The sequence below is a fragment of the Microlunatus speluncae genome, assembly GCF_009299835.1.
Classification (GTDB): domain Bacteria; phylum Actinomycetota; class Actinomycetes; order Propionibacteriales; family Propionibacteriaceae; genus Microlunatus; species Microlunatus speluncae.
In genome coordinates this window covers 81,561-99,572 of sequence record NZ_VKCZ01000021.1, presented here as the reverse complement: position 1 = coordinate 99,572, position 18,012 = coordinate 81,561, and the positions used below count along the sequence as shown (strand labels likewise).

The following is an 18,012-nucleotide window of genomic DNA, read 5'->3' as shown; positions in this document are numbered from 1 at the left end:
CATCGCTCGAAATCGATTACACGGCCAGGAGGCAGTTCGATGCCGAACTCAACTCGCGGGCTCCGCCGGCTCAGTCTCATGCTTGCGCTCGTGATGGTGATCGGCGCGCTCGCGTCCGGCACCGTCCCGACCGCCGCGGCAGCCCCCGGATCCGCCCCGAAGTCCGAACCCGTCCGGCACGGCCCGGTCGGCTGGGACACGTACCGGCAGCTCGACCGGCTCGGCGAGCTCGACCGGGATTCGCGCTCGCTGCAGTTCTCCAGCTTCGACCGCACCGACGGCAACAACGACGGCTTCGAGGGCGCCCATTCCTGCCTGCGGCAGAGCGAGGGCGGCTGTGTGATCGCCGAGCACCGGGGTGCCGGCGAGATCGCGTCGATCTGGTTCACCCGGGACGGCGGCGACGTCAGCAAGACCGGCAAGATCACCATCGAGCTGGACGGCGAGACCGTCGTCGACACCTCGCTGCAGGATCTCGTCGACGGCGAGCTCGGCGCCCCGTTCGTCTACCCCCTGGTGGCGAACGCGGATCAGAGCTCGGGCGGCGTCTACGTCAAGGTGCCGATGCCGTACCGGTCCGAGATGGTGATCACGACCCAGCACAATCCGCTCTTCTACCACGTGAACTACCGCGAGTTCGCCGAGCCGGAGGGCATCGCCACCTTCGATCCCGACGATCAGGCGCTGGACGTGATCAAGACCCTGAAGGCCGCCGGCACCGCCGATCCGAAACCGGCCCAGCCGAACCCGCGGACGGTCGAGCAGATCGCCCGGATCGCGCCGCAGGCGTCGGTGGTGCTGGCCGAGAGCAGCAAGCCGGGCGCGCTGACCGGGCTCGAGTTCCGGATCCCGCAGCTGGCGACGAACCCGGTCGATCGCACCGCCAAGGCCCCGGCCAAGCCGTCGCCGTCCGGCCTCGATCCGCGCAAGGCGCGCTGGATCCGGCCCGACCCGAAGACGGCCGCGCAGAGCGAGGAGAGCTCCCGGTCGGACCAGATCCTGACCGGTGTGCGGCTGCGGATCACCTTCGACGGCGTGCAGACGGTGGACGCGCCACTGGGCGAGTTCTTCGGCAGCGGCCTCGGCCTGTATTCGGTGCGGTCGCTGATGTTCGGCGTCGATCCCAAGACCCGGACGCTGCGGGCCTGGTGGCCGATGCCGTACGCGAGCAGCGCCAAGGTCGAGCTCTACAACGATTCCAAGATCACCATTCGCGGCGCCACCACCTCGGTCGCGATCTCCGACAACCCCGAATGGCGGGCGCAGCTCGAGGCCGGGCTGGTCGGTCACTTCCGGGCCACCACCAACCGGGAGCGGACCGACTTCGGCCGTGATCATGTCTTCCTCGAGGCCACCGGCTCCGGCCGGGTGGTCGGCGTCTCGCACACCGTCGAGGGGCTGATCCCGACCGGAAACGTACGCAACTATCTGGAGGGTGACGAGCGGCTGTTCGTCGACGGCTCGGCCAGCCCGGATCAGCACGGCACCGGCACCGAGGACTTCTACGAGGGCGGCTGGTATTTCAACCGCGGCGTCTTCAGCGCGCCGCTGACCGGCAACCCGGCGCACGAGGTGTCCGGCGGCGGCTGCACGTATGACTGCACCGGGCTGTATCGGCTGCTGCTGGCCGAGGCGATCGACTTCTCCTCCCAGATCAGGTTCGGCATCGAGCACGGTCCGGGCAACGACGCCGACGCGGTCGAGGGCTCCACCACTTATTGGTACGGCAATCCGGAGCGGACCCTGGAGTGGACCGACCGGCTCGACGTCGGCGACGCCGCCAGTGAGCAGGCGCACGACTACACCGCCGCCGAGCCGGGCGAGGTGAGCCGATCGACCAGCCGCTTCGAGGGAGTCGACGGGCCCGCCGAGCCGGTCGTCCTGGACACCCGGGCCAGCGCGTCCAAGATCAGCTTCACGATGGCAGTCGCGGCGGACAACCTCGGCGTCGTGCTGCGCCGGGTCTCCGATCAGTCCGATCCGTATCAGGCGGCGGCCGTGAAGATCGACGGCGAGCCGGCCGGGGTGTGGGCCCAACCGCTCGGCAACGACACCCGCCGCTGGCTGGACGACTCGTACGTCTTGCCCGCCGCCCTGACCGCCGGCAAGCAGTCGATCACGGTCGAACTGACCCCGTCGGACGGCAGCCCGGACTGGAACGCGGCGGCCTACTACGCCCTGTCCCACCGGGCCGCGGCTCCCGACACCGAGGACCCGGGCCCGGTCGGCGCCGTCACGGCCGACGCCGACGACTCGACCTCGGTGACGCTGACCTGGCCGGAGACGACCGACGACGACTACGCCCCGCGCTACGAGGTGCACGCCTCGACCACCTCCGGGTTCACGCCGTCGGCCGACACCCTGGTCGGCATCTCCCGCCGCACCGGCTTCGTCCACGCCGACCTGGACGTCCGCCAGACCTGGCACTATCGGGTCCGCGCCGTCGATGCCGCCGGGCAGACGGGTGAGTTCTCACCCGAGGTCAGCGCGACCACCGGCGACACCCTGCGGATCGAGGCCGAGTCCCTCTTCGAGGACGCGGTCGCGACCGGCCCGCTGCAGGTGCAGGGCAACTGCTGCGGCATCGAGTGGTCCGGCGGCGCCCAGCTCTGGTTCACCCCGACCGCCGCCGACAACAAGATCACCATGACCTTCGAGCTCGGCACCGCCGGCGCCTATTCGCTCACGGGAGTGCAGACCCTTGCTGCCGACTACGGCATCAACGTGCTGACCCTCGACGGCGACCAGCTCGGCGACCCCTTCGACGCCTACAACTCACCCGAGGTCCAGGTCAGCGACCCGATCGACTATGGCACCGTCCAACTCGCCGCCGGGACCCACACCCTGGTCCTCGAAGTCACCGGCAAGAACGCCGACGCGACCAGCTACATGGCCGGCCTCGACTACCTGCAACTGGAGCTCACCGACTGAGGAACGAGTGCGCCTGTTCGTTCCCTGAGCCTGTCGAAGGGGCAGGCCGGACCCGCCGTTCTTTCGGATTGCGGCCTAACGGCCGGGAAAGACGCAGCGAGGGCGGACGAGGTACGCAGTTGATGGAGAATCGCCGCCGGGTGCAGGTCGGAGTGAGCGCCGGTCGAGTTGGTTGGCGGCGGCCGGACCTGATTCGGTCGCCGGGTGTGCTTCGGGGTTCATCGAGTGTGACGTTTCCCACCTCGATCGTCGCTCGACAGGTGGGAAACGTCACACTCGATGAACGACAGAGTCCTCGACGCCCCGGTGATGCGCCGGGTCCCGTCGAACTGACAGCCAGCGGCAGCGGCCGCCGCCGGAACCGGCGCCCGGCCGCCACTCAGCCGACCGCGACAAACCCGCCCGCCTTCGATGCGCCTTCCGGCCGCTAGGCCGAAACCGAAGAGAACGGCGCGACCTGGCCTGCCCCCTTCGGCAGGCTCAGGACATGCTTCGACAGGCTCAGGGAACGAACACCCAACTCCTCCACCCCGATAAGGACGGCTGGATCCAGCCAGGCCCTTCGACAGGCTCAGGGAACGAACACCCAGCTCCTCCACCCCCGTTTAAGGACGGCTGGATCCAGCCAGCCCCTTCGACAGGCTCAGGGAACGAACGAGCGGTAAGCGGTGAAGCGTGGGTCAGGCCAGGCCCTTCTCCTTGAGCCAGTCCCCGGCGACCTGGCCCGGGTCGTCGTGGTCGGAGTCGACGCGCTTGTTCAGGGCGGTCAGGTCCTCGGTGGTGAGGGCGGCCTGGACGGCTTCCAGGGCGGCCTTGGCGTCGGCGTTGCCGGCGATGTCGTCGGTGACCAGCGGCACGACGTTCTGCGGCAGGATCATCGACTCGGGGTCGGCGAGCTGCACGTAGCCGTTGTCGACGATCACGCTCTCGGTGGTGAAGAAGGTGGCGACCTGGATCTTGCCGTCGTTGAGGTCGCGCGACTTCACGGCCGGGGAGTCGTACGGCTTGAACTCCTTGAACGTGGCGCCGTAGATGCTCTCCAGCCCGGGCGGGCCATAGGCGCGGGTCTCCAGTTCGGACGGGCCGCCGAGGATGGCGCCGGAGGAGATCTTCTTCAGGTCGGCCAGGGAGGCGATCCCGTTCTGGTCGGCGTACTCCTTGGTCACGACGTAGACGTCCTGGTCGGCGGCCGGCGAGGACTTCAGCACCTGCAGGCCGGAGGGCAGTTTCTCCGGCAGCGCGGTCTCGACCTCCTGCTGGGTCTTGGCCTTGGACGCCTTGTCGTAGTTGAGCAGGAGGTTGCCCGTGTATTCCGGGACGATCGAGATCGAGCCCTCCTGCAACGCCTTCAGGTAGACCTCGCGGTTGCCGATGTTGGGCTTGGTCGAGACGTTCAGGCCCTTGGCCTTCAGTGCCTGCGCGTACAGCTCGCCGAGCACCTGGGATTCGGTGAAGTTGGCCGAGCCGACGACGATCGCCTGCTGGTCCTGCGGCTGCGAGGGGGCCGCGGACTGCTCACCCAGGGGATTGCTGTTGCTCGCGCAGCCGGCCAGCCCGAAGGCGAGGGCGGCGACGACCGCGGTCAGGGTCTTGAGTTTCATGTCAATGCCTCAGATCGTGATGGTGTGTCTGTGTCTTGTTCTGCTTGCAGTACCGCTCGGTCGACCGCGCGCCGGGCACGGGTCGTCCGACCGGCCAGCCATCCCACGCCACTCAGTAACACGTCGAGCACGATGGCTAATCCCGCGATCAACGCCGCTCCGGCGAACATCTGCGGGTAGTCGTTCTGTCGCTGGCCGCTGATCAGCAGCCGGCCCAGCCCGCCGCCCGCGGCGAACGCGGCCACGGTCGCCGTGGCGACCACCTGCAGCGTCGCGCTGCGCAGGCCGGAGATCACCAGGGGCAGGGCCAGCGGCCACTCCACCTGGGCGACGATCTGGGTCTCGGTCAGGCCGATCGCCCGAGCAGCGTGTACGGCCTCGCGGTCGGCACCCCCGATCCCCGCCGCGGTCGCAGTCAGGATCGCCGGCAGCGCCAGGATCGCCAGGACCGGGACGATCTTCTCGATCCCGGTGCCGAGCAGCACCACCACCAGCACCAGCAGGCCGAGGGTCGGGATCGCCCGGGCCGCGTTGCTGGTGCCGATCACCAGGAACGAGCCGCGGCCCGTGTGGCCGATCAAGATGCCGACCGGGATCGCGATCAGGGCGCCGATCACGACAGCGGCCGCCGTGTAGGTCAGGTGCTGCAGCAGCAGGTCGATGATCTTGCCGCCGCCCGGCCAGTTGGCCGGATCGAGGAGATAGGACAGAAGATTCATGCCAGCCGCCGTCCCCGCGCCCAGGGCAGCGTCCCGTGCTTGATCAACAGGATCAAGGCGTCGGCGATCAGCGCCAGGATCAGGCTGAACGCCAGCCCGGCGACGATCGGGGTCAGGAACGAGCTGTTCAACCCGCGATCGAACAACTGCCCCAGGGCGCCGCCGCCGACCACGGCCGCCACGCTGACCATGGCGATGTTGGACACGGTCACCACCCGCAGCCCGGCGAAGATCACCGGCATCGCCAGTGGCAGCTCGACCACCAGCAACCGGCGGAACCAGCCGTAGCCGATCGCCGCGGCCGCCTGCTTGACCGTGTCCGGCACCGAGCGGAGGCCGTCCACCACGCTGCGGACCAGCAGCGCGACGGAGTAGATCGCCAGCGCGACGGCGACGTTGATCGGGCTCAGGATCGAGGTCGGGATGATCGCGGGCAGGGCGACGAACAGGGCCAGCGACGGCACCGAATAGATCACGCCGAGCACCGCCAGCAGGCCGTTGGCACCCTTGCCGGTGAGGAAGATCAGATAGCCCAGCGGGATCGAGATGATCACTGCGATCAACACCGGGATGATCGACAACGCGATGTGTTCGAGCAGCAGGCCGCTGATGTTCATCCCGCTGGACCAGTTGCGCGCGATCCAGCCGAGATCGATGGAGGTGTCGATCATGGTGCCGCCTCGGTGGAGCCCGCGGCCTCGACGGCTCCCCGCGCCTCGGCACTGCGGTGCTCGGCCAGCTGGCCCAGCACGGCCTCGGGGTCGACCACGCCGGCGAACCGGCCGTCGCGGACGGCGACGGCCAACCCGGCCGGCGAGGTCAGCGCGGCGTCGAGGGCGGTCCGGAGGTTGTCGGAACTGGGGTCGAAGGTGCTGCCGAGGGGCATCGGCCGGCCGTCCTCACGCAATCCGGCCCAGCCGACCGGCCGTCGGTCCTCGTCCAACAACAACGTCCGCCCCCGGGCGCCGGCGGCGTCGGTCGTGGTCGGCACCTCGTCCAGGCTCAGCCGGTCGGCCGGCTGGAACGACAGCGACCGGTAGCCCCGGTCCTTGCCGACGAAGCCCTCGACGAACGCGTCCGCCGGCTCCTCCAGCAACTGCTGCGGGGTGCCGGCCTGGGCCAGGATGCCGCCGACCCGGAGGATGGCCACCTGATCGCCGAGCTCGATCGCCTCGTCGATGTCGTGAGTGATCATGATGATGGTCTTGCTCAGCTCCCGCTGCAGGCCGAGGAACAGCTCGTGCAGCTCGGCCCGGACCACCGGGTCGACCGCCGAGAACGGCTCGTCCATCAGCATCACCAGCGGGTCCGCCGCCAGCGCCCGGGCGACCCCGACCCGCTGCTGCTGACCGCCGGACAGCTGGCCGGGAAACCGGCGGGCCAGGGCCGGGTCGAGCCCGACCGCGTCGAGCAACTCCAACGAGCGGGCCCGGGTCTTGGCCTTGGTCCAGCCGAGCAGCCCGGGCACGGTGCCGATGTTGTCCAGCACCGTCCGGTGCGGGAACAGGCCGCCGCTCTGGATCACGTACCCCATCTGGCGGCGCAGCGTGGTCACCGGCCGGGCCGACAGCGGCTCCTCGTCCCAGAGGATCCGGCCCTCGGTCGGCTCGAGCATCCGGTTGACCATCCGGAGGGTGGTCGTCTTGCCACAACCGGACGGCCCGACGATGACGGTGATCCGGTCCGACGGCACGGTCAGGCTGAGATCGGAGACGGCGGTGGTGCCGTCCGGATAGGTCTTGGTGACGCCCTCGAAGGTGATCATGGCGCCGCCGGAGCCCCTGGCCCCCCGGGAGTGGGCCGCGTCGATCGGACTGGGGTGCTTCTCATCAGTGCTTCCGCCCTTGTCGGTAGGTTGCTCGAGTGCTGCCCTGCTGAACACGCTGAGCGTGTGCCACGTCCGGGACGAGGCCCAACGAAAACGACCCTATCCACTCCGGCTGACAACGACGCGGAGTTCCTCTGGGTGGTCACCGGACCGTAATGGCCGCGGAGTTGCCCGGAACCGGGCCCGACTGTTTGCACTCGGGGTAGCAGAGTGCTAAACATTGAACTGGCACTCTCGGACCGAGAGTGCTACTCACACATCGGTGAGATCTCGGTTGAGGTCGTCCGTCGCGGGCATCGCTGGGTGGGGTAGGCCATTTTCGTCAACCGTCGGCGGTGGGGATCCACCGCCAGCAACGCGGGAGGACTCGCGGAGAACTATGCCCAAACTCATTCAATTCAACACCGAGGCGCGACGGGGCCTCGAGCGAGGGATGAACATCCTCGCCGACGCCGTCAAGGTGACGCTTGGTCCCAAGGGACGCAACGTCGTACTGGAGAAGAAGTGGGGCGCCCCCACCATCACCAACGATGGTGTGAGCATCGCCAAGGAGATCGAGCTCGAGGATCCGTACGAGAAGATCGGTGCGGAGCTCGTCAAAGAGGTCGCCAAGAAGACCGACGACGTCGCGGGTGACGGCACCACCACCGCCACCGTGCTGGCGCAGGCGCTGGTCCGCGAGGGCCTGCGCAACGTCGCCGCCGGCGCCAACCCGATCGCGCTGAAGCGTGGCATCGAGGCCGCTGTCGTGGCCATCGTCGCCGAGCTGGCCAAGGTCGCCAAGCCGGTCGAGACCAAGGAGCAGATCGCGGCCACCGCGTCCGTCTCCGCGGGCGACCCCTCCGTCGGCGAGATCATCGCCGAGGCGATGGACAAGGTCGGCAAAGAAGGCGTCATCACCGTCGACGAGTCCAACACCTTCGGCCTGGAGCTCGAGCTCACCGAGGGCATGCGGTTCGACAAGGGCTACATCTCCGGCTACTTCGTGACCGACACGGAGCGGATGGAGACCACCCTCGAGGATCCGTACGTGCTGATCGTCAACTCCAAGATCGGCAGCCTGAAGGACCTGCTGCCGCTGCTGGAGAAGGTCATGCAGTCCGGCAAGCCGCTCCTGGTGATCGCCGAGGACGTCGAGGGTGAGGCCCTGGCCGCCCTGATCGTCAACAAGATCCGTGGCGTCTTCAAGTCCGCCGCCGTCAAGGCGCCGGGCTTCGGCGACCGCCGCAAGGCCATGCTGACCGACATCGCCATCCTCACCGGTGGCCAGGTCGTCAGCGAAGAGGTCGGCCTGAAGCTCGACGCCGTGGAGATCGATCTGCTGGGCCGCGCCCGCCAGGTCGTCATCACCAAGGACGAGACCACAATCATCGAGGGTGGCGGCGACAGCGATCAGATCGCCGGCCGGGTCGCTCAGATCCGCGCCGAGATCGAGAACTCGGACTCCGACTACGACCGGGAGAAGCTGCAGGAGCGGCTGGCCAAGCTGGCCGGCGGCGTTGCGGTGATCAAGGTCGGCGCGGCCACCGAGGTCGAGCTGAAGGAGCGCAAGCACCGGATCGAGGACGCCGTTCGCAACGCGAAGGCTGCCGTCGAGGAGGGCATCGTCGCCGGTGGCGGCGTGGCCCTGCTGCAGGCCGCCAAGTCGGCGACGGTGGATCTCGAGGGTGACGAGGCGATCGGCGCGGCCAGCGTCTTCGCCGCGGCCTCGGCTCCGCTGAAGCAGATCGCGATCAACGCCGGCCTCGAGGGTGGCGTTGTCGCGGAGAAGGTCGGCAACCTGCCGGCCGGCCACGGCCTGAACGCGGCCACCGGCGAGTACGAGGATCTCCTCGCCGCCGGCGTCCCCGACCCGGCCAAGGTGACCCGGTCCGCGCTGCAGAACGCGGCGTCGATCGCGGCGCTGTTCCTGACCACCGAAGCGGTCATCGCCGACAAGCCGGAGAAGGCCCCCGCGGCCCCGGCCGGTGGCGACGGCGGCATGGGTGGCATGGGCGGCATGGACTTCTGAGTCCAGCCAACCCGTAAGACAGACAGGGGCGGTGGCCCGGACTTCTCAGCGGTCCGGGGCACCGCCCCTTTCCCATGCCTGCGGTTGGTGACCTGGCGCCGATCAGCCGCGCCGGAAGTCGGGCAGCGCGGCCAGTTGGGCGGCGGCCATCACGACGGCGGCGCCGAGATAGAACCAGCCGATCGGCGGCTCCACCAGCAGCGGGCAGATCGCGAACATCGCGATGCTGACCCAGGTGACGCCCCAGGCCCAGGGCACCCGTCGGCGGTACGGGATCAGCAGCACGATCAGCGCGTACACGTTCAGGGCGGCGAACACGGTGAGCATCAGCCGGTCGGTGTCGGTGTCGGAATAGGTGGCCACGCCGACGACGTGGTTGATGGCAAAGCCGGCGACGAGGAAGATCAGCACCACCCAGGCGATCCGGGCGATCGTGCTGCGGGCCGGAGTCGGCTCGGCGGCCGCGAGATCCTCGGCCTCCGGTTCGTCGGTTTGGGGCAGGTCGGTCATGGTACGCCTCCGGACTTCAGTGTAGGGACGCCATCCCCTCCTGTCCGGCAAACCGACCGACCCGTGACTAGCGGCTTCCCCGGGTCAGCGGCCGGGCCTCGACCACGACGCCGTCGACCGCACCGCGGTAGCGGGCCAGGTGCTGTTCGGCGGTGCCGATCGTCGCCGGGGCGGACAGCTCCAGCCGGTTGCCGTCCGGCGTGGTCCAGCCGGCTCGCAGCACGTCGCCGTCGACGGTGAGGTCGATCCCGGACGTCCGACCGGTGGCTGCGTCGGATTCGATCATGCTGAAGCTGCCGACCAGATAGCCGTCAGTGATCTCGTTCATGATCAACTCTCGTTCGCTGCCGCCGGGCAGCAGCTCGACCGTCGCCTCAACCCCCTGCTCCGTCCGGCGGGTCAGGCCGCGGGGGCGGAATGGCCCGAACCGGGCCGCGGCCACGGACAACTCGAGCCGGATCACCCCGGCGTCGATCCGGACCGGCGCCGCGTCGGGCGAGGTCGGCAGCAGCGAGCCGGCGCGGACGGTGGCGTCCGGATCGGCGACCTCGAAGATCAACTTCAGCGAGCGGGCAGAGAACGGCTGACCGGATTCGATCTTGTGCAGGCCGATGTGCTCGTCGCCGCCCGGGGAGATGAAACCGACCGCCCAGAGCACGTGGCCGCCGGCCTGGACCGAGCTGAACACGGCCGAGGAGAAGTCGAAGTCGTCCTTGCAGAAGCGCAGCCGGACGTGCCGATGCCGGTCCCACGGCCGGTCCTGCTCGGCCTCGTCGGGTCCGGTCCAGTAGCCGAGCAACGGCCGGCGCTGCAGCCAGAACTCCGAGGTGTTGGCCGTGCCCAGGGTGGCCCGCGGCGTTCGCCAGGTGGTGCCCTGGATCGGGTGCCGGCGACCGGCCACGGTGCTGTGGCTGAACTGCTCCCGGATCTGTCCGATCGGCGAGTCCAGCAGCGCGTCGAGGACGGCCTCCGGAGCGGCGAACTCGAGGATGGCCGGGACGACCAGCGACAGGGCCGGCCGGTCCAGCGGCACGGCGTCGAAGGGTGGTTGCTGCCCGGTCGCCTTGGCCAGCAGCGCGAGCACCGGAGTGTTCGTACCAAGATCATCGCCGTAGCTCCGAGCCATCGGTCCGCTCAGCTGACCGGTCGGCCGGTGCCAGCGCTGGATGAGGTGCCGCCACAGCTGTTCCGCGATCCAGCCGGCCCCGTCGACCGCCGCCGGCTCCTCGACGTAGTGACCGATCGCGGTGATCGCCTCCATCGTGATCGCCCAGTAGCCGGGGCTGTTGTATTCGGCGAAGCTGCCCGCGTCCCGGAGTTGATCACTGAGCCGGCCCACCCGCTCGACGGCATAGCGGGTCAGTTCTTGATCATCGAGCAGTTGCCCGGCGGCCAGGGTGACGAACGTGCCCTTCGCGGCGATATTGGTGTAGCTCATGGCGACGTTGCGCCGGATGATCGACCGGGCCGCGTGCCGGAGCGCGGTCTCGATCGCGGTCCGGCAATCGGGGCTCAGCCGGTCGGCGTGCCGGAGCAGGATGAAGGCGAGATCGCGGCCGAGGAAGTCGGCCCAGTTCCAGTCCGGCGGCGCCATCGCCGCCAGCGGCTCCTCGGCGTAGTAGCTCCAGATCCCGTACGTCGGCGAGGCGTCGTCGACATCCTGCGCCGCCAGCACCGGGCCGAGCACCGCCTCGGCCCGCGCGATCTCACCGGTCTCCAGCAGCGTGAGGGCGTACAGATTGCTTTCCCGGTACGGATGCCGGGTGCCGGTCCAGACCCGGGTGTGGATCGGGTTGTAGGCGGCCGGCTCACCGATCAGGCCGGCCACGGGGTCGAAGGCCCGGTCGCCGGCGGTCCGGGAGAGTTGCAGCAGTCGCTCGTCGAGAGAGTCCATGATCAACCGGCCGCCGCGGGTCGCGGGCCGCTGTTCCTTTCCGAGGTCGTCGTCGCCGTCCGCCCTCGATGATGGCGGATCGGCGGCTCGCGATCACGCCGGCCACGCGGTCACCACTACCGTGGGCGTCATGAATGACGGATCGGCAGTGGAGTGCTGGCTCACCGACATGGACGGCGTGCTGGTGCACGAGCAACGCGCGATCCCCGGCGCGGCGGAGTTCATCGCCGCCCTGCAGCACTACGAACGCCGGTTCCTGGTGCTGACCAACAATTCGATCTTCACCCCGCGTGATCTTCGGGCCCGGCTGCTGGCCGGCGGGATCGATCTGCCGGAGGACAAGATCTGGACCTCGGCCCTGGCGACCGCACAGTTCCTCGGCGAGCAGAGTCCGGGCGGCTCGGCGTACGTGATCGGCGAGGCCGGGCTGACCACGGCCCTGCACAACGCCGGCTTCGTGCAGACCGAGCAGGATCCGGACTACGTCGTGCTGGGGGAGACCCGGACCTACTCGTTCGAGGCGATCACCAAGGCCATCCGGCTGATCGAGCGCGGCGCCCGCTTCATCGCGACCAATCCCGACGCGACCGGGCCGTCGCAGGACGGCTCGCTGCCGGCCACCGGCTCGGTCGCCGCCCTGATCACCCGGGCGACCGGCATCGACCCGTACTACGTCGGCAAGCCGAACCCGTTGATGATGCGCTCGGCCCTGAACCGGATCGAGGCGCACTCGGAGTCCACCGTGATGATCGGCGACCGGATGGACACCGACGTGATCGCCGGGATCGAGGCCGGGCTGCGGACGATCCTGGTGCTCACCGGCTCCACCAGCGAAGCCCAGATCGGCCGCTTCCCGTACCGCCCGACCCGCGTGGTCGACTCCATCGCCGACGTCACCGCCCTCGTCGCCGACCTGCTCCCCGCCGAGACCGCCGAGCTCTCCGCCGACTGAGCCGGTTTGTGAACCGGGTGGTCGTCAGCTCGGCGAGGTCGAGGCGTTGACATGGAACGGGGCCGCTGACATATTCCGCATGGAACGGATTTCCACGTGGAAGAGGCGACGGCGTGCCCGGACTGGGAGTGTACGAGGATCTGCTCCGGTCCCTGCCGTCGCTCCGGGGTGAGCTCGAGCGGGCGGCGGCGACAGCTCGGGTCAGGTCGGAGTGGACCGTGGTCCGGCCCGGCGATCCCGGACCGCACCGGGTGGCGGCGATGATCATCGGCGGGCACCCGTTCGACGCCGCGACGATGGATCGATACCCCGACCTGCGGATCATCGTCCGGGCCGGCATCGGTCTGGACCTGATCGATCTCGATCATGCGGCGCGACGCGGCATCCGGGTGGTCAACACGCCGGGGTACGGGACCGAGGAGGTGGCCGACCAAGCGCTGTTGCTGATGCTCGCGACGGCCCGGCGGCTGCCGCACTTCGTCGCCCAGGCCGGCCGGAACTGGTTGGGCGCCGAGTATTCCGGGGTGCGCCGACTGCGCGGGGCGACGCTCGGCGTGATCGGGTTGGGGGCGATCGGCGGCGCGTTCGCCGACCGGGCCGAGGCACTGGGCCTGCGGATCGTCTACACGGATCCGTACGTCGAGCCGCCGTCGCCGCGCCGGGAGCGGGTCGAGCTGGCCGAGCTGTTGGCGATCAGCGACCTGATCAGCCTGCATGCCCCGCTGACCGAGCAGACCCGGCACCTGCTCGACGCGGTCGCGTTCGGCCGGATGCGCCGCCGCCCGGTGATCATCAACACCGCCCGGGGCGGGTTGATCGACACCGCCGCCCTGCTGGCCGCGCTGGCGGCCGATCAGGTCTCGGCGGCCGGACTCGATGTGGTGGAAGGCGAACCTGCGCCGCCCCGGGCCCTGCTCGATCACCCCGCGGTGATCATCACGCCCCATGTCGCCTGGTATTCAGAGGATTCCCGGCGGGACATGGCCCGGCTCGCCGTCGTCGCCGCCACGGAGAAGGAGAGCTGATCATGACCGACACCGTTCCGGCGTTTCCGCTGGCCCGCCGGTCGGCGTTCGACCCGCCGGCCGACTACAGCGGGCCGGAGAAGGTGCGTCGGGTCCGGCTGTACGACGGCCGTACGGCCTGGCTCGTCGTCGGCTACGACGAGGTCCGGGAGGTGCTGTCCAGCACCAAGGTCAGCGCCGACCGGCGGCGGACGGAGTTCCCGTTCTCCAGCCCGAGTCGGGAGGCGCTGGAGCGGGCCGACCCGTCCTTCGTCACGTTCGACGATCCCGATCATGCCCGGATCCGCCGGGTGTTCACCCGCTATTTCGCGGTCAAACGGGTCGCGGCGATGCGGCCGGTGGTGCAGGGCATCGTCGACGATCTGATCACCGAGCTCAGCCAGGCGACGCCTCCCGTCGATTTCGTCCGGTCCTTCGCGGTCGAAGTGCCGGCCCGGACGATCTGCCACTTCCTCGGGCTGCCGCTGTCGGAGCGGAGCTTCTTCCAGGAGCTGGACGGCCGCCGCAACACCCTGACCACCGCCCCCGACACGGTCCGGGCGGCGACCGGCGAGATGCTCGACTTCGCCGCGGCCCTGATCGAGACCAAGCGCCGGGACCCGGCCGACGACCTGGTCTCGCAACTGGTGCACAGCGAGTCGGCCGAGGTGCTGAGCCCGGAGGAGCTGCTGCACGCCGTCCGGTTGTTGATCACTGCCGGGCACGAGACGACCTCGAACATGATCGGACTCGGGCTGGTCACCCTGCTCCGGCACCGTGATCAGTGGCAGGAGTTGATCACCGACCCGGAGCTGATCCCGGCGGCAGTGGAGGAGCTGCTGCGCTACGTCAGCATCTTCCACATCTCGCCGACCCGGCTGGCGGTCGAGCCGTTCGAGCTCGGCGGGCAGCGGATCGAGGCCGGCGATGGGCTGATCCCGGTCACCGCCGGTGCCAACCGGGACGCGGCGGCCTTCGCGGATCCGGACCGGTTCGACCTGCACCGCGACGCCCGGCACCATGTCGCGTTCGGGTTCGGCATCCACCAGTGTCTCGGCCAGCCCCTGGCCCGGCTCGAGCTCAGTGTGGTGTTGGAGAATCTGACCCGCCGGCTGCCCACCATCCGGCTCGCCGTGCCGGCCGAGGCCTTGACCGTCAGCGAATACTCGTTCCTGCGGCTGCAGGAGCTTCCGGTCACCTGGGACCGGATCGAAGGGAAGGCAGGGTCATGAAGATCATCACCGACCGGGACAAATGTGTCGGCGGCGGCCAGTGCGTGGTCGCCGCGCCCGACGTCTTCGACCAGGACGACGACGGGCTGGTCGAGCTCTTGGCGCCGGAGCCGGAGCCGGCGCTGCAGGAAGCGGCCCGCGACGCCGCCCGGCTCTGCCCGGCCCGGGCGATCGACCTCGCCGACGGCTGATCATGCGGATTGTCGTGGTCGGCGCCTCCGCCGCGGGGCTGACGACGGTCGAGGCCTTGCGGTCCGGCGGCTTCGACGGCGAACTGACCTTGATCGGGGCCGAGCCGCACCTGCCGTACGACCGGCCGCCGCTGTCCAAGGCCGTGCTGAGCGGCGACCTGGACGCCGCCGGGGTGACCCTGCTCGCGGCCGATCGCTGGCCGCAGCTGGAGGTGGACCTTCGGCTGGGAGTCGCCGCGACCGGGCTGGATCTGGACGCCAAGATCATCGGGCTGGCCGACGGCGCCACCGTGGCCTACGACCGGCTGGTGATCGCCACCGGCGTGCGGCCGCGGCGCCTCGATCCCGGCGCCGATGATCATGACGCCGTCCAGGTGCTGCGGACCGTCGACGACGCCCTGACCCTGCGGCAGCGCGCGCTCGCCTCGACCCGGGTGTTGATCATCGGCGCCGGCTTCCTGGGCACCGAGATCGCCGCGTCGCTGACCAAGCAGGACGTGCCGGTGGTGCTGGTCGATCCCGCTCCCGGCCCGCTCGCGGCACTCGGTCCGGACCTGTCGGCGATGATCGCCGACCTGCATCGGGAGCACGGCGTCGACCTGCGCTGCGGGGTCGCGGTCACCGGCTTCGAGCCGCATCCGCACGGCCGGGCGGCGCGGCTGTCGGACGGCTCGACGGTGATCACCGACTGCGTGGTCGCCGCTATCGGCGCCGAGCCGGTGACGGACTGGCTGGCCGGTAGCGGCCTCGAGCTGTCCGCCGGGGTGGTCTGCGACGACCGGCTGTTGGCAGCGCCGGACGTCTACGCGGCCGGCGACGTCGCGGCCTGGCCCGATCCCGACGGCGGCCGGCCGATCCGGGTCGAGCACCGGATGAACGCGACCGAGCAGGCGATCCGGGTCGCCCGGAATCTGCTCGGCGCCGACGAACCGTACGCCCCGACCTCGTACTTCTGGACCGACCAGTACGACCTCAAGCTGCAGAGCTACGGGACCTTCCGGCCCGAGGATCCGCGGCAGTTGGTGCAGGGCAGCCTTGCGGACCGGCGCTTCGTCGCGCTGGTCCGGCGCGGCGACCGGGTGGCCGGCGCGATCGGCTGTGGGCTGCCGCGCGACCTGCTCCGCTATCGCCGACTGGTCGCGGCCCGCGCGCCCTGGGCCGAGGCCGTCGCCGCGGAAGCGTCCTGACGTCTCGGCCCGCCGCCGCCGACCGGCGGCTACAGTGGTCGGGCGTTCAGGAGAGACGAGGGTGAGGCAGGCGTGAGCGGACCGGAAACGGCACGGACCCTGGTGGTCGACGGGCACAACGATCTGGTCTGGGAGATGCGCAAGCGTTCCTACGACTTCGGCCGGATCGACATCGCCGTGGACCAGCCGGAGTTGCAGACCGACCTGCCGAAGCTGCGCCGCGGCGCGGTGGGCGGTCAGTTCTGGTCGGTCTACGTGCCGAGCGACCTGCCGGCCGGCGAGGCGGTGACCGCGACGCTGGAGCAGATCGACGGCGTGCACACGATGGTGGAGCGGTACGGCGACGACTTCGTGCTGTGCCGGACGGCCACGGAGCTCGATGCGGCGCTCACCGGCGGGACCAAGATCGCCAGTCTGCTCGGGGCCGAGGGCGGCCATTCGATCGACAACTCGGTCGGGGTGCTGCGCAGCCTGTACCGGCTCGGCGTCCGCTATCTGACGCTGACCCACAACGACAACACCGACTGGGCCGACTCGGCCACCGACGAGCCGCAGGCCGGCGGGCTGACCGCGTTCGGCCGCGAGATCGTGCGGGAGATGAACCGGCTGGGGATGCTGGTCGACCTGTCGCACGTGGCCCCGGCGACCATGCACGCCGCGCTGGACGAGACGGCGGCCCCGGTGATCTTCTCCCACTCATCGGCTCGGGCGGTCTGTGATCATCCGCGCAACGTGCCGGACGACGTGCTGGCCCGGCTGGCCGAGAACGGCGGCACCTGCATGATCACCTTCGTGCCGCACTTCATCAACCCGGAGCTGCGCAGCTACTGGGTGGAGGTGGAGCGGCGCGCGAAGGCGGCCGGGATCAACGGCGAGGATCGCGAGGCGGCGAAGGCGTTGCGGGCCGAGCTCGGCCCGACCCCGACGGCGGCGCTGGCCGACGTGGTCGCGCACTGCGAGCACGTCCGCGAGGTGGCCGGGATCGATCACCTCGGACTGGGCGGCGACTACGACGGCATCGCCGCCGGCCCGACCGGCCTGGAGGACGTGTCCTGCTATCCGGCGTTGCTCGACGCGCTGCGGGAGCGCGGCTGGAGCGACGAGGATCTGACCAAGATCGCCCACGGCAATGTCGTCCGCACCTTCGGCCAGGCGGAGATCGTCGCCGCCGAGTTGCGGCAGCGCACCGGCCCGTCACTGGCCAAGATCACCGACCTCGACGGGAACGGGGAGTGACCGGTCTGCTCGAGGTGATCGCGCTGCATCCGGCGGATGCGAAGCGTGCCACCGAGGGTGGCGCCGACCGGATCGAGTTGGTCGGCACCATGGAGCACGACGGCCTGTCGCCGGAGCCCGCGCTGGTCGGCCAGGTCACCCGGGCGACGAACCTTCCGGTGCGGGTGATGCTGCGGCTGCGCGAGGGGTTCTCGACCGACGCCACCGAGATCGTACGGCTGAAGCAGTTGATCTCGGCCTATCGCGATCTCGGCGCCGACGGGGTCGTCCTCGGCTTCCTCAACTCCGACACCGAAGTCGATCTTCCGGTGCTGCGGGAGGTCATCGAGGACATCGACTTCGGCTGGACCTTCCACCGGGCGATCGACTCCAGCATCTGGACTGACCGGGCCTGGCGGGCGCTGCAGGAGCTGCCGCACCTTGATCAGGTGCTGACCGCGGGATCGGTCCGGACCGTGGCCGAGGGGCTGGACGAGCTCGTCGCGCGGGCGAAGCAGAATCCGTTCGCCCGGAAGTTGATCATGGCCGGCGGTGGCCTGAAGGCCGAGCACGTGCCCTGGCTGGCCCGGGCCGGGGTCACCGCGTTCCACGTCGGGTCGTCGGTCCGGCCCACCGGCTCCTGGAAGGCCTACATCGATCCCGAACTGGTCCGGACCTGGCGCCGGCTGGTCGACGACGCGGTGAGCCGGGCCGCGCCGTCATGAACGATCCAGGGC

15 protein-coding genes are annotated in these 18,012 nt (G+C 69.9%); 9 read left to right on the top strand and 6 right to left on the bottom strand.

The window, feature by feature from the left end; genetic code table 11:
• The first annotated feature begins 78 nt into the window (after positions 1-78).
• The gene (locus FNH24_RS29940) at positions 79-2,931 is read left to right on the top strand and encodes a DUF2961 domain-containing protein (protein ID WP_152365935.1); all 2,853 of its coding nucleotides are present in this window, start codon (positions 79-81) and stop codon (positions 2,929-2,931) included.
• 680 nt (positions 2,932-3,611) lie between these two features.
• Here FNH24_RS29940 and FNH24_RS29935 read toward each other — a convergent pair.
• The 4 genes from FNH24_RS29935 to FNH24_RS29920 are packed head-to-tail and all read right to left on the bottom strand — an operon-like array spanning position 3,612 to position 7,016.
• Complete coding sequence (locus FNH24_RS29935) at positions 3,612-4,532, bottom strand: ABC transporter substrate-binding protein (protein WP_152365934.1); 921 nt, start codon at positions 4,530-4,532, stop codon at positions 3,612-3,614.
• Positions 4,529-5,251, bottom strand: coding sequence for an ABC transporter permease (locus FNH24_RS29930; RefSeq protein WP_152365933.1), 723 nt, complete (start codon positions 5,249-5,251; stop codon positions 4,529-4,531). Before FNH24_RS29930 ends, FNH24_RS29935 begins: the two co-directional genes overlap by 4 nt.
• A complete protein-coding gene (locus tag FNH24_RS29925; protein WP_152365932.1) occupies positions 5,248-5,922 on the bottom strand; it encodes an ABC transporter permease in 675 nt (224 codons plus the stop codon). Before FNH24_RS29925 ends, FNH24_RS29930 begins: the two co-directional genes overlap by 4 nt.
• Entirely contained in the window at positions 5,919-7,016 is a 1,098-nt protein-coding gene (locus FNH24_RS29920; RefSeq protein ID WP_152365931.1) for an ABC transporter ATP-binding protein, read from the bottom strand. Before FNH24_RS29920 ends, FNH24_RS29925 begins: the two co-directional genes overlap by 4 nt.
• A gap of 442 nt (positions 7,017-7,458) precedes the next feature.
• On the opposite strand from FNH24_RS29920, the gene groL reads away from it, so the two are divergent.
• A complete protein-coding gene (gene groL, locus FNH24_RS29915) occupies positions 7,459-9,090 on the top strand; it encodes a chaperonin GroEL (RefSeq protein WP_152365930.1) in 1,632 nt (543 codons plus the stop codon).
• A 102-nt stretch (positions 9,091-9,192) separates the two neighbouring features.
• Here the strand turns inward: groL and FNH24_RS29910 are convergent, their stop codons facing one another.
• Together FNH24_RS29910 and FNH24_RS29905 are read right to left on the bottom strand one after the other, a co-directional pair.
• Positions 9,193-9,600 (bottom strand): hypothetical protein, encoded by a 408-nt coding sequence (locus tag FNH24_RS29910; RefSeq protein ID WP_152365929.1) that lies wholly within the window; start codon positions 9,598-9,600, stop codon positions 9,193-9,195.
• A 67-nt stretch (positions 9,601-9,667) separates the two neighbouring features.
• Positions 9,668-11,494, bottom strand: a complete 1,827-nt coding sequence (locus FNH24_RS29905; RefSeq protein ID WP_161606394.1) for a hypothetical protein — start codon at positions 11,492-11,494, stop codon at positions 9,668-9,670.
• 130 nt (positions 11,495-11,624) lie between these two features.
• Between FNH24_RS29905 and FNH24_RS29900 the strand changes: the two genes are divergently transcribed.
• From FNH24_RS29900 to FNH24_RS29870, 7 genes are all read left to right on the top strand, one after another.
• Positions 11,625-12,446, top strand: a complete 822-nt coding sequence (locus FNH24_RS29900; protein ID WP_152365927.1) for an HAD-IIA family hydrolase — start codon at positions 11,625-11,627, stop codon at positions 12,444-12,446.
• Positions 12,447-12,559: 113 nt separating this feature from the next.
• Positions 12,560-13,471 (top strand): NAD(P)-dependent oxidoreductase, encoded by a 912-nt coding sequence (locus FNH24_RS29895; RefSeq protein WP_152365926.1) that lies wholly within the window; start codon positions 12,560-12,562, stop codon positions 13,469-13,471.
• 2 nt (positions 13,472-13,473) lie between these two features.
• Entirely contained in the window at positions 13,474-14,682 is a 1,209-nt protein-coding gene (locus tag FNH24_RS29890) for a cytochrome P450 (RefSeq protein WP_152365925.1), read from the top strand.
• Positions 14,679-14,873, top strand: coding sequence for a ferredoxin (locus FNH24_RS29885; protein ID WP_152365924.1), 195 nt, complete (start codon positions 14,679-14,681; stop codon positions 14,871-14,873). Before FNH24_RS29890 ends, FNH24_RS29885 begins: the two co-directional genes overlap by 4 nt.
• A 2-nt stretch (positions 14,874-14,875) precedes the next feature.
• Positions 14,876-16,060, top strand: coding sequence for an NAD(P)/FAD-dependent oxidoreductase (locus tag FNH24_RS29880; RefSeq protein WP_152365923.1), 1,185 nt, complete (start codon positions 14,876-14,878; stop codon positions 16,058-16,060).
• A gap of 72 nt (positions 16,061-16,132) precedes the next feature.
• Entirely contained in the window at positions 16,133-17,296 is a 1,164-nt protein-coding gene (locus tag FNH24_RS29875; RefSeq protein ID WP_246187147.1) for a dipeptidase, read from the top strand.
• Positions 17,293-18,000, top strand: coding sequence for a copper homeostasis protein CutC (locus FNH24_RS29870; RefSeq protein WP_152365922.1), 708 nt, complete (start codon positions 17,293-17,295; stop codon positions 17,998-18,000). The genes FNH24_RS29875 and FNH24_RS29870 overlap by 4 nt, the downstream gene beginning before the upstream one ends.
• The last annotated feature ends 12 nt before the right edge of the window (positions 18,001-18,012 follow it).

Excerpts from the sequence above, each read along its gene's own strand:
- FNH24_RS29940 (WP_152365935.1), top strand. The coding sequence starts at position 79 with ATGCTTGCGCTCGTGATGGTGATCGGCGCGCTCGCGTCCGGCACCGTC.
- FNH24_RS29935 (WP_152365934.1), bottom strand. The coding sequence starts at position 4,532 with ATGAAACTCAAGACCCTGACCGCGGTCGTCGCCGCCCTCGCCTTCGGG.
- FNH24_RS29930 (WP_152365933.1), bottom strand. The coding sequence starts at position 5,251 with ATGAATCTTCTGTCCTATCTCCTCGATCCGGCCAACTGGCCGGGCGGC.
- FNH24_RS29925 (WP_152365932.1), bottom strand. The coding sequence starts at position 5,922 with ATGATCGACACCTCCATCGATCTCGGCTGGATCGCGCGCAACTGGTCC.
- FNH24_RS29920 (WP_152365931.1), bottom strand. The coding sequence starts at position 7,016 with ATGATCACCTTCGAGGGCGTCACCAAGACCTATCCGGACGGCACCACC.
- groL (WP_152365930.1), top strand. The coding sequence starts at position 7,459 with ATGCCCAAACTCATTCAATTCAACACCGAGGCGCGACGGGGCCTCGAG.
- FNH24_RS29910 (WP_152365929.1), bottom strand. The coding sequence starts at position 9,600 with ATGACCGACCTGCCCCAAACCGACGAACCGGAGGCCGAGGATCTCGCG.
- FNH24_RS29905 (WP_161606394.1), bottom strand. The coding sequence starts at position 11,494 with ATGGACTCTCTCGACGAGCGACTGCTGCAACTCTCCCGGACCGCCGGC.
- FNH24_RS29900 (WP_152365927.1), top strand. The coding sequence starts at position 11,625 with ATGAATGACGGATCGGCAGTGGAGTGCTGGCTCACCGACATGGACGGC.
- FNH24_RS29890 (WP_152365925.1), top strand. The coding sequence starts at position 13,474 with ATGACCGACACCGTTCCGGCGTTTCCGCTGGCCCGCCGGTCGGCGTTC.
- FNH24_RS29885 (WP_152365924.1), top strand. The coding sequence starts at position 14,679 with ATGAAGATCATCACCGACCGGGACAAATGTGTCGGCGGCGGCCAGTGC.
- FNH24_RS29880 (WP_152365923.1), top strand. The coding sequence starts at position 14,876 with ATGCGGATTGTCGTGGTCGGCGCCTCCGCCGCGGGGCTGACGACGGTC.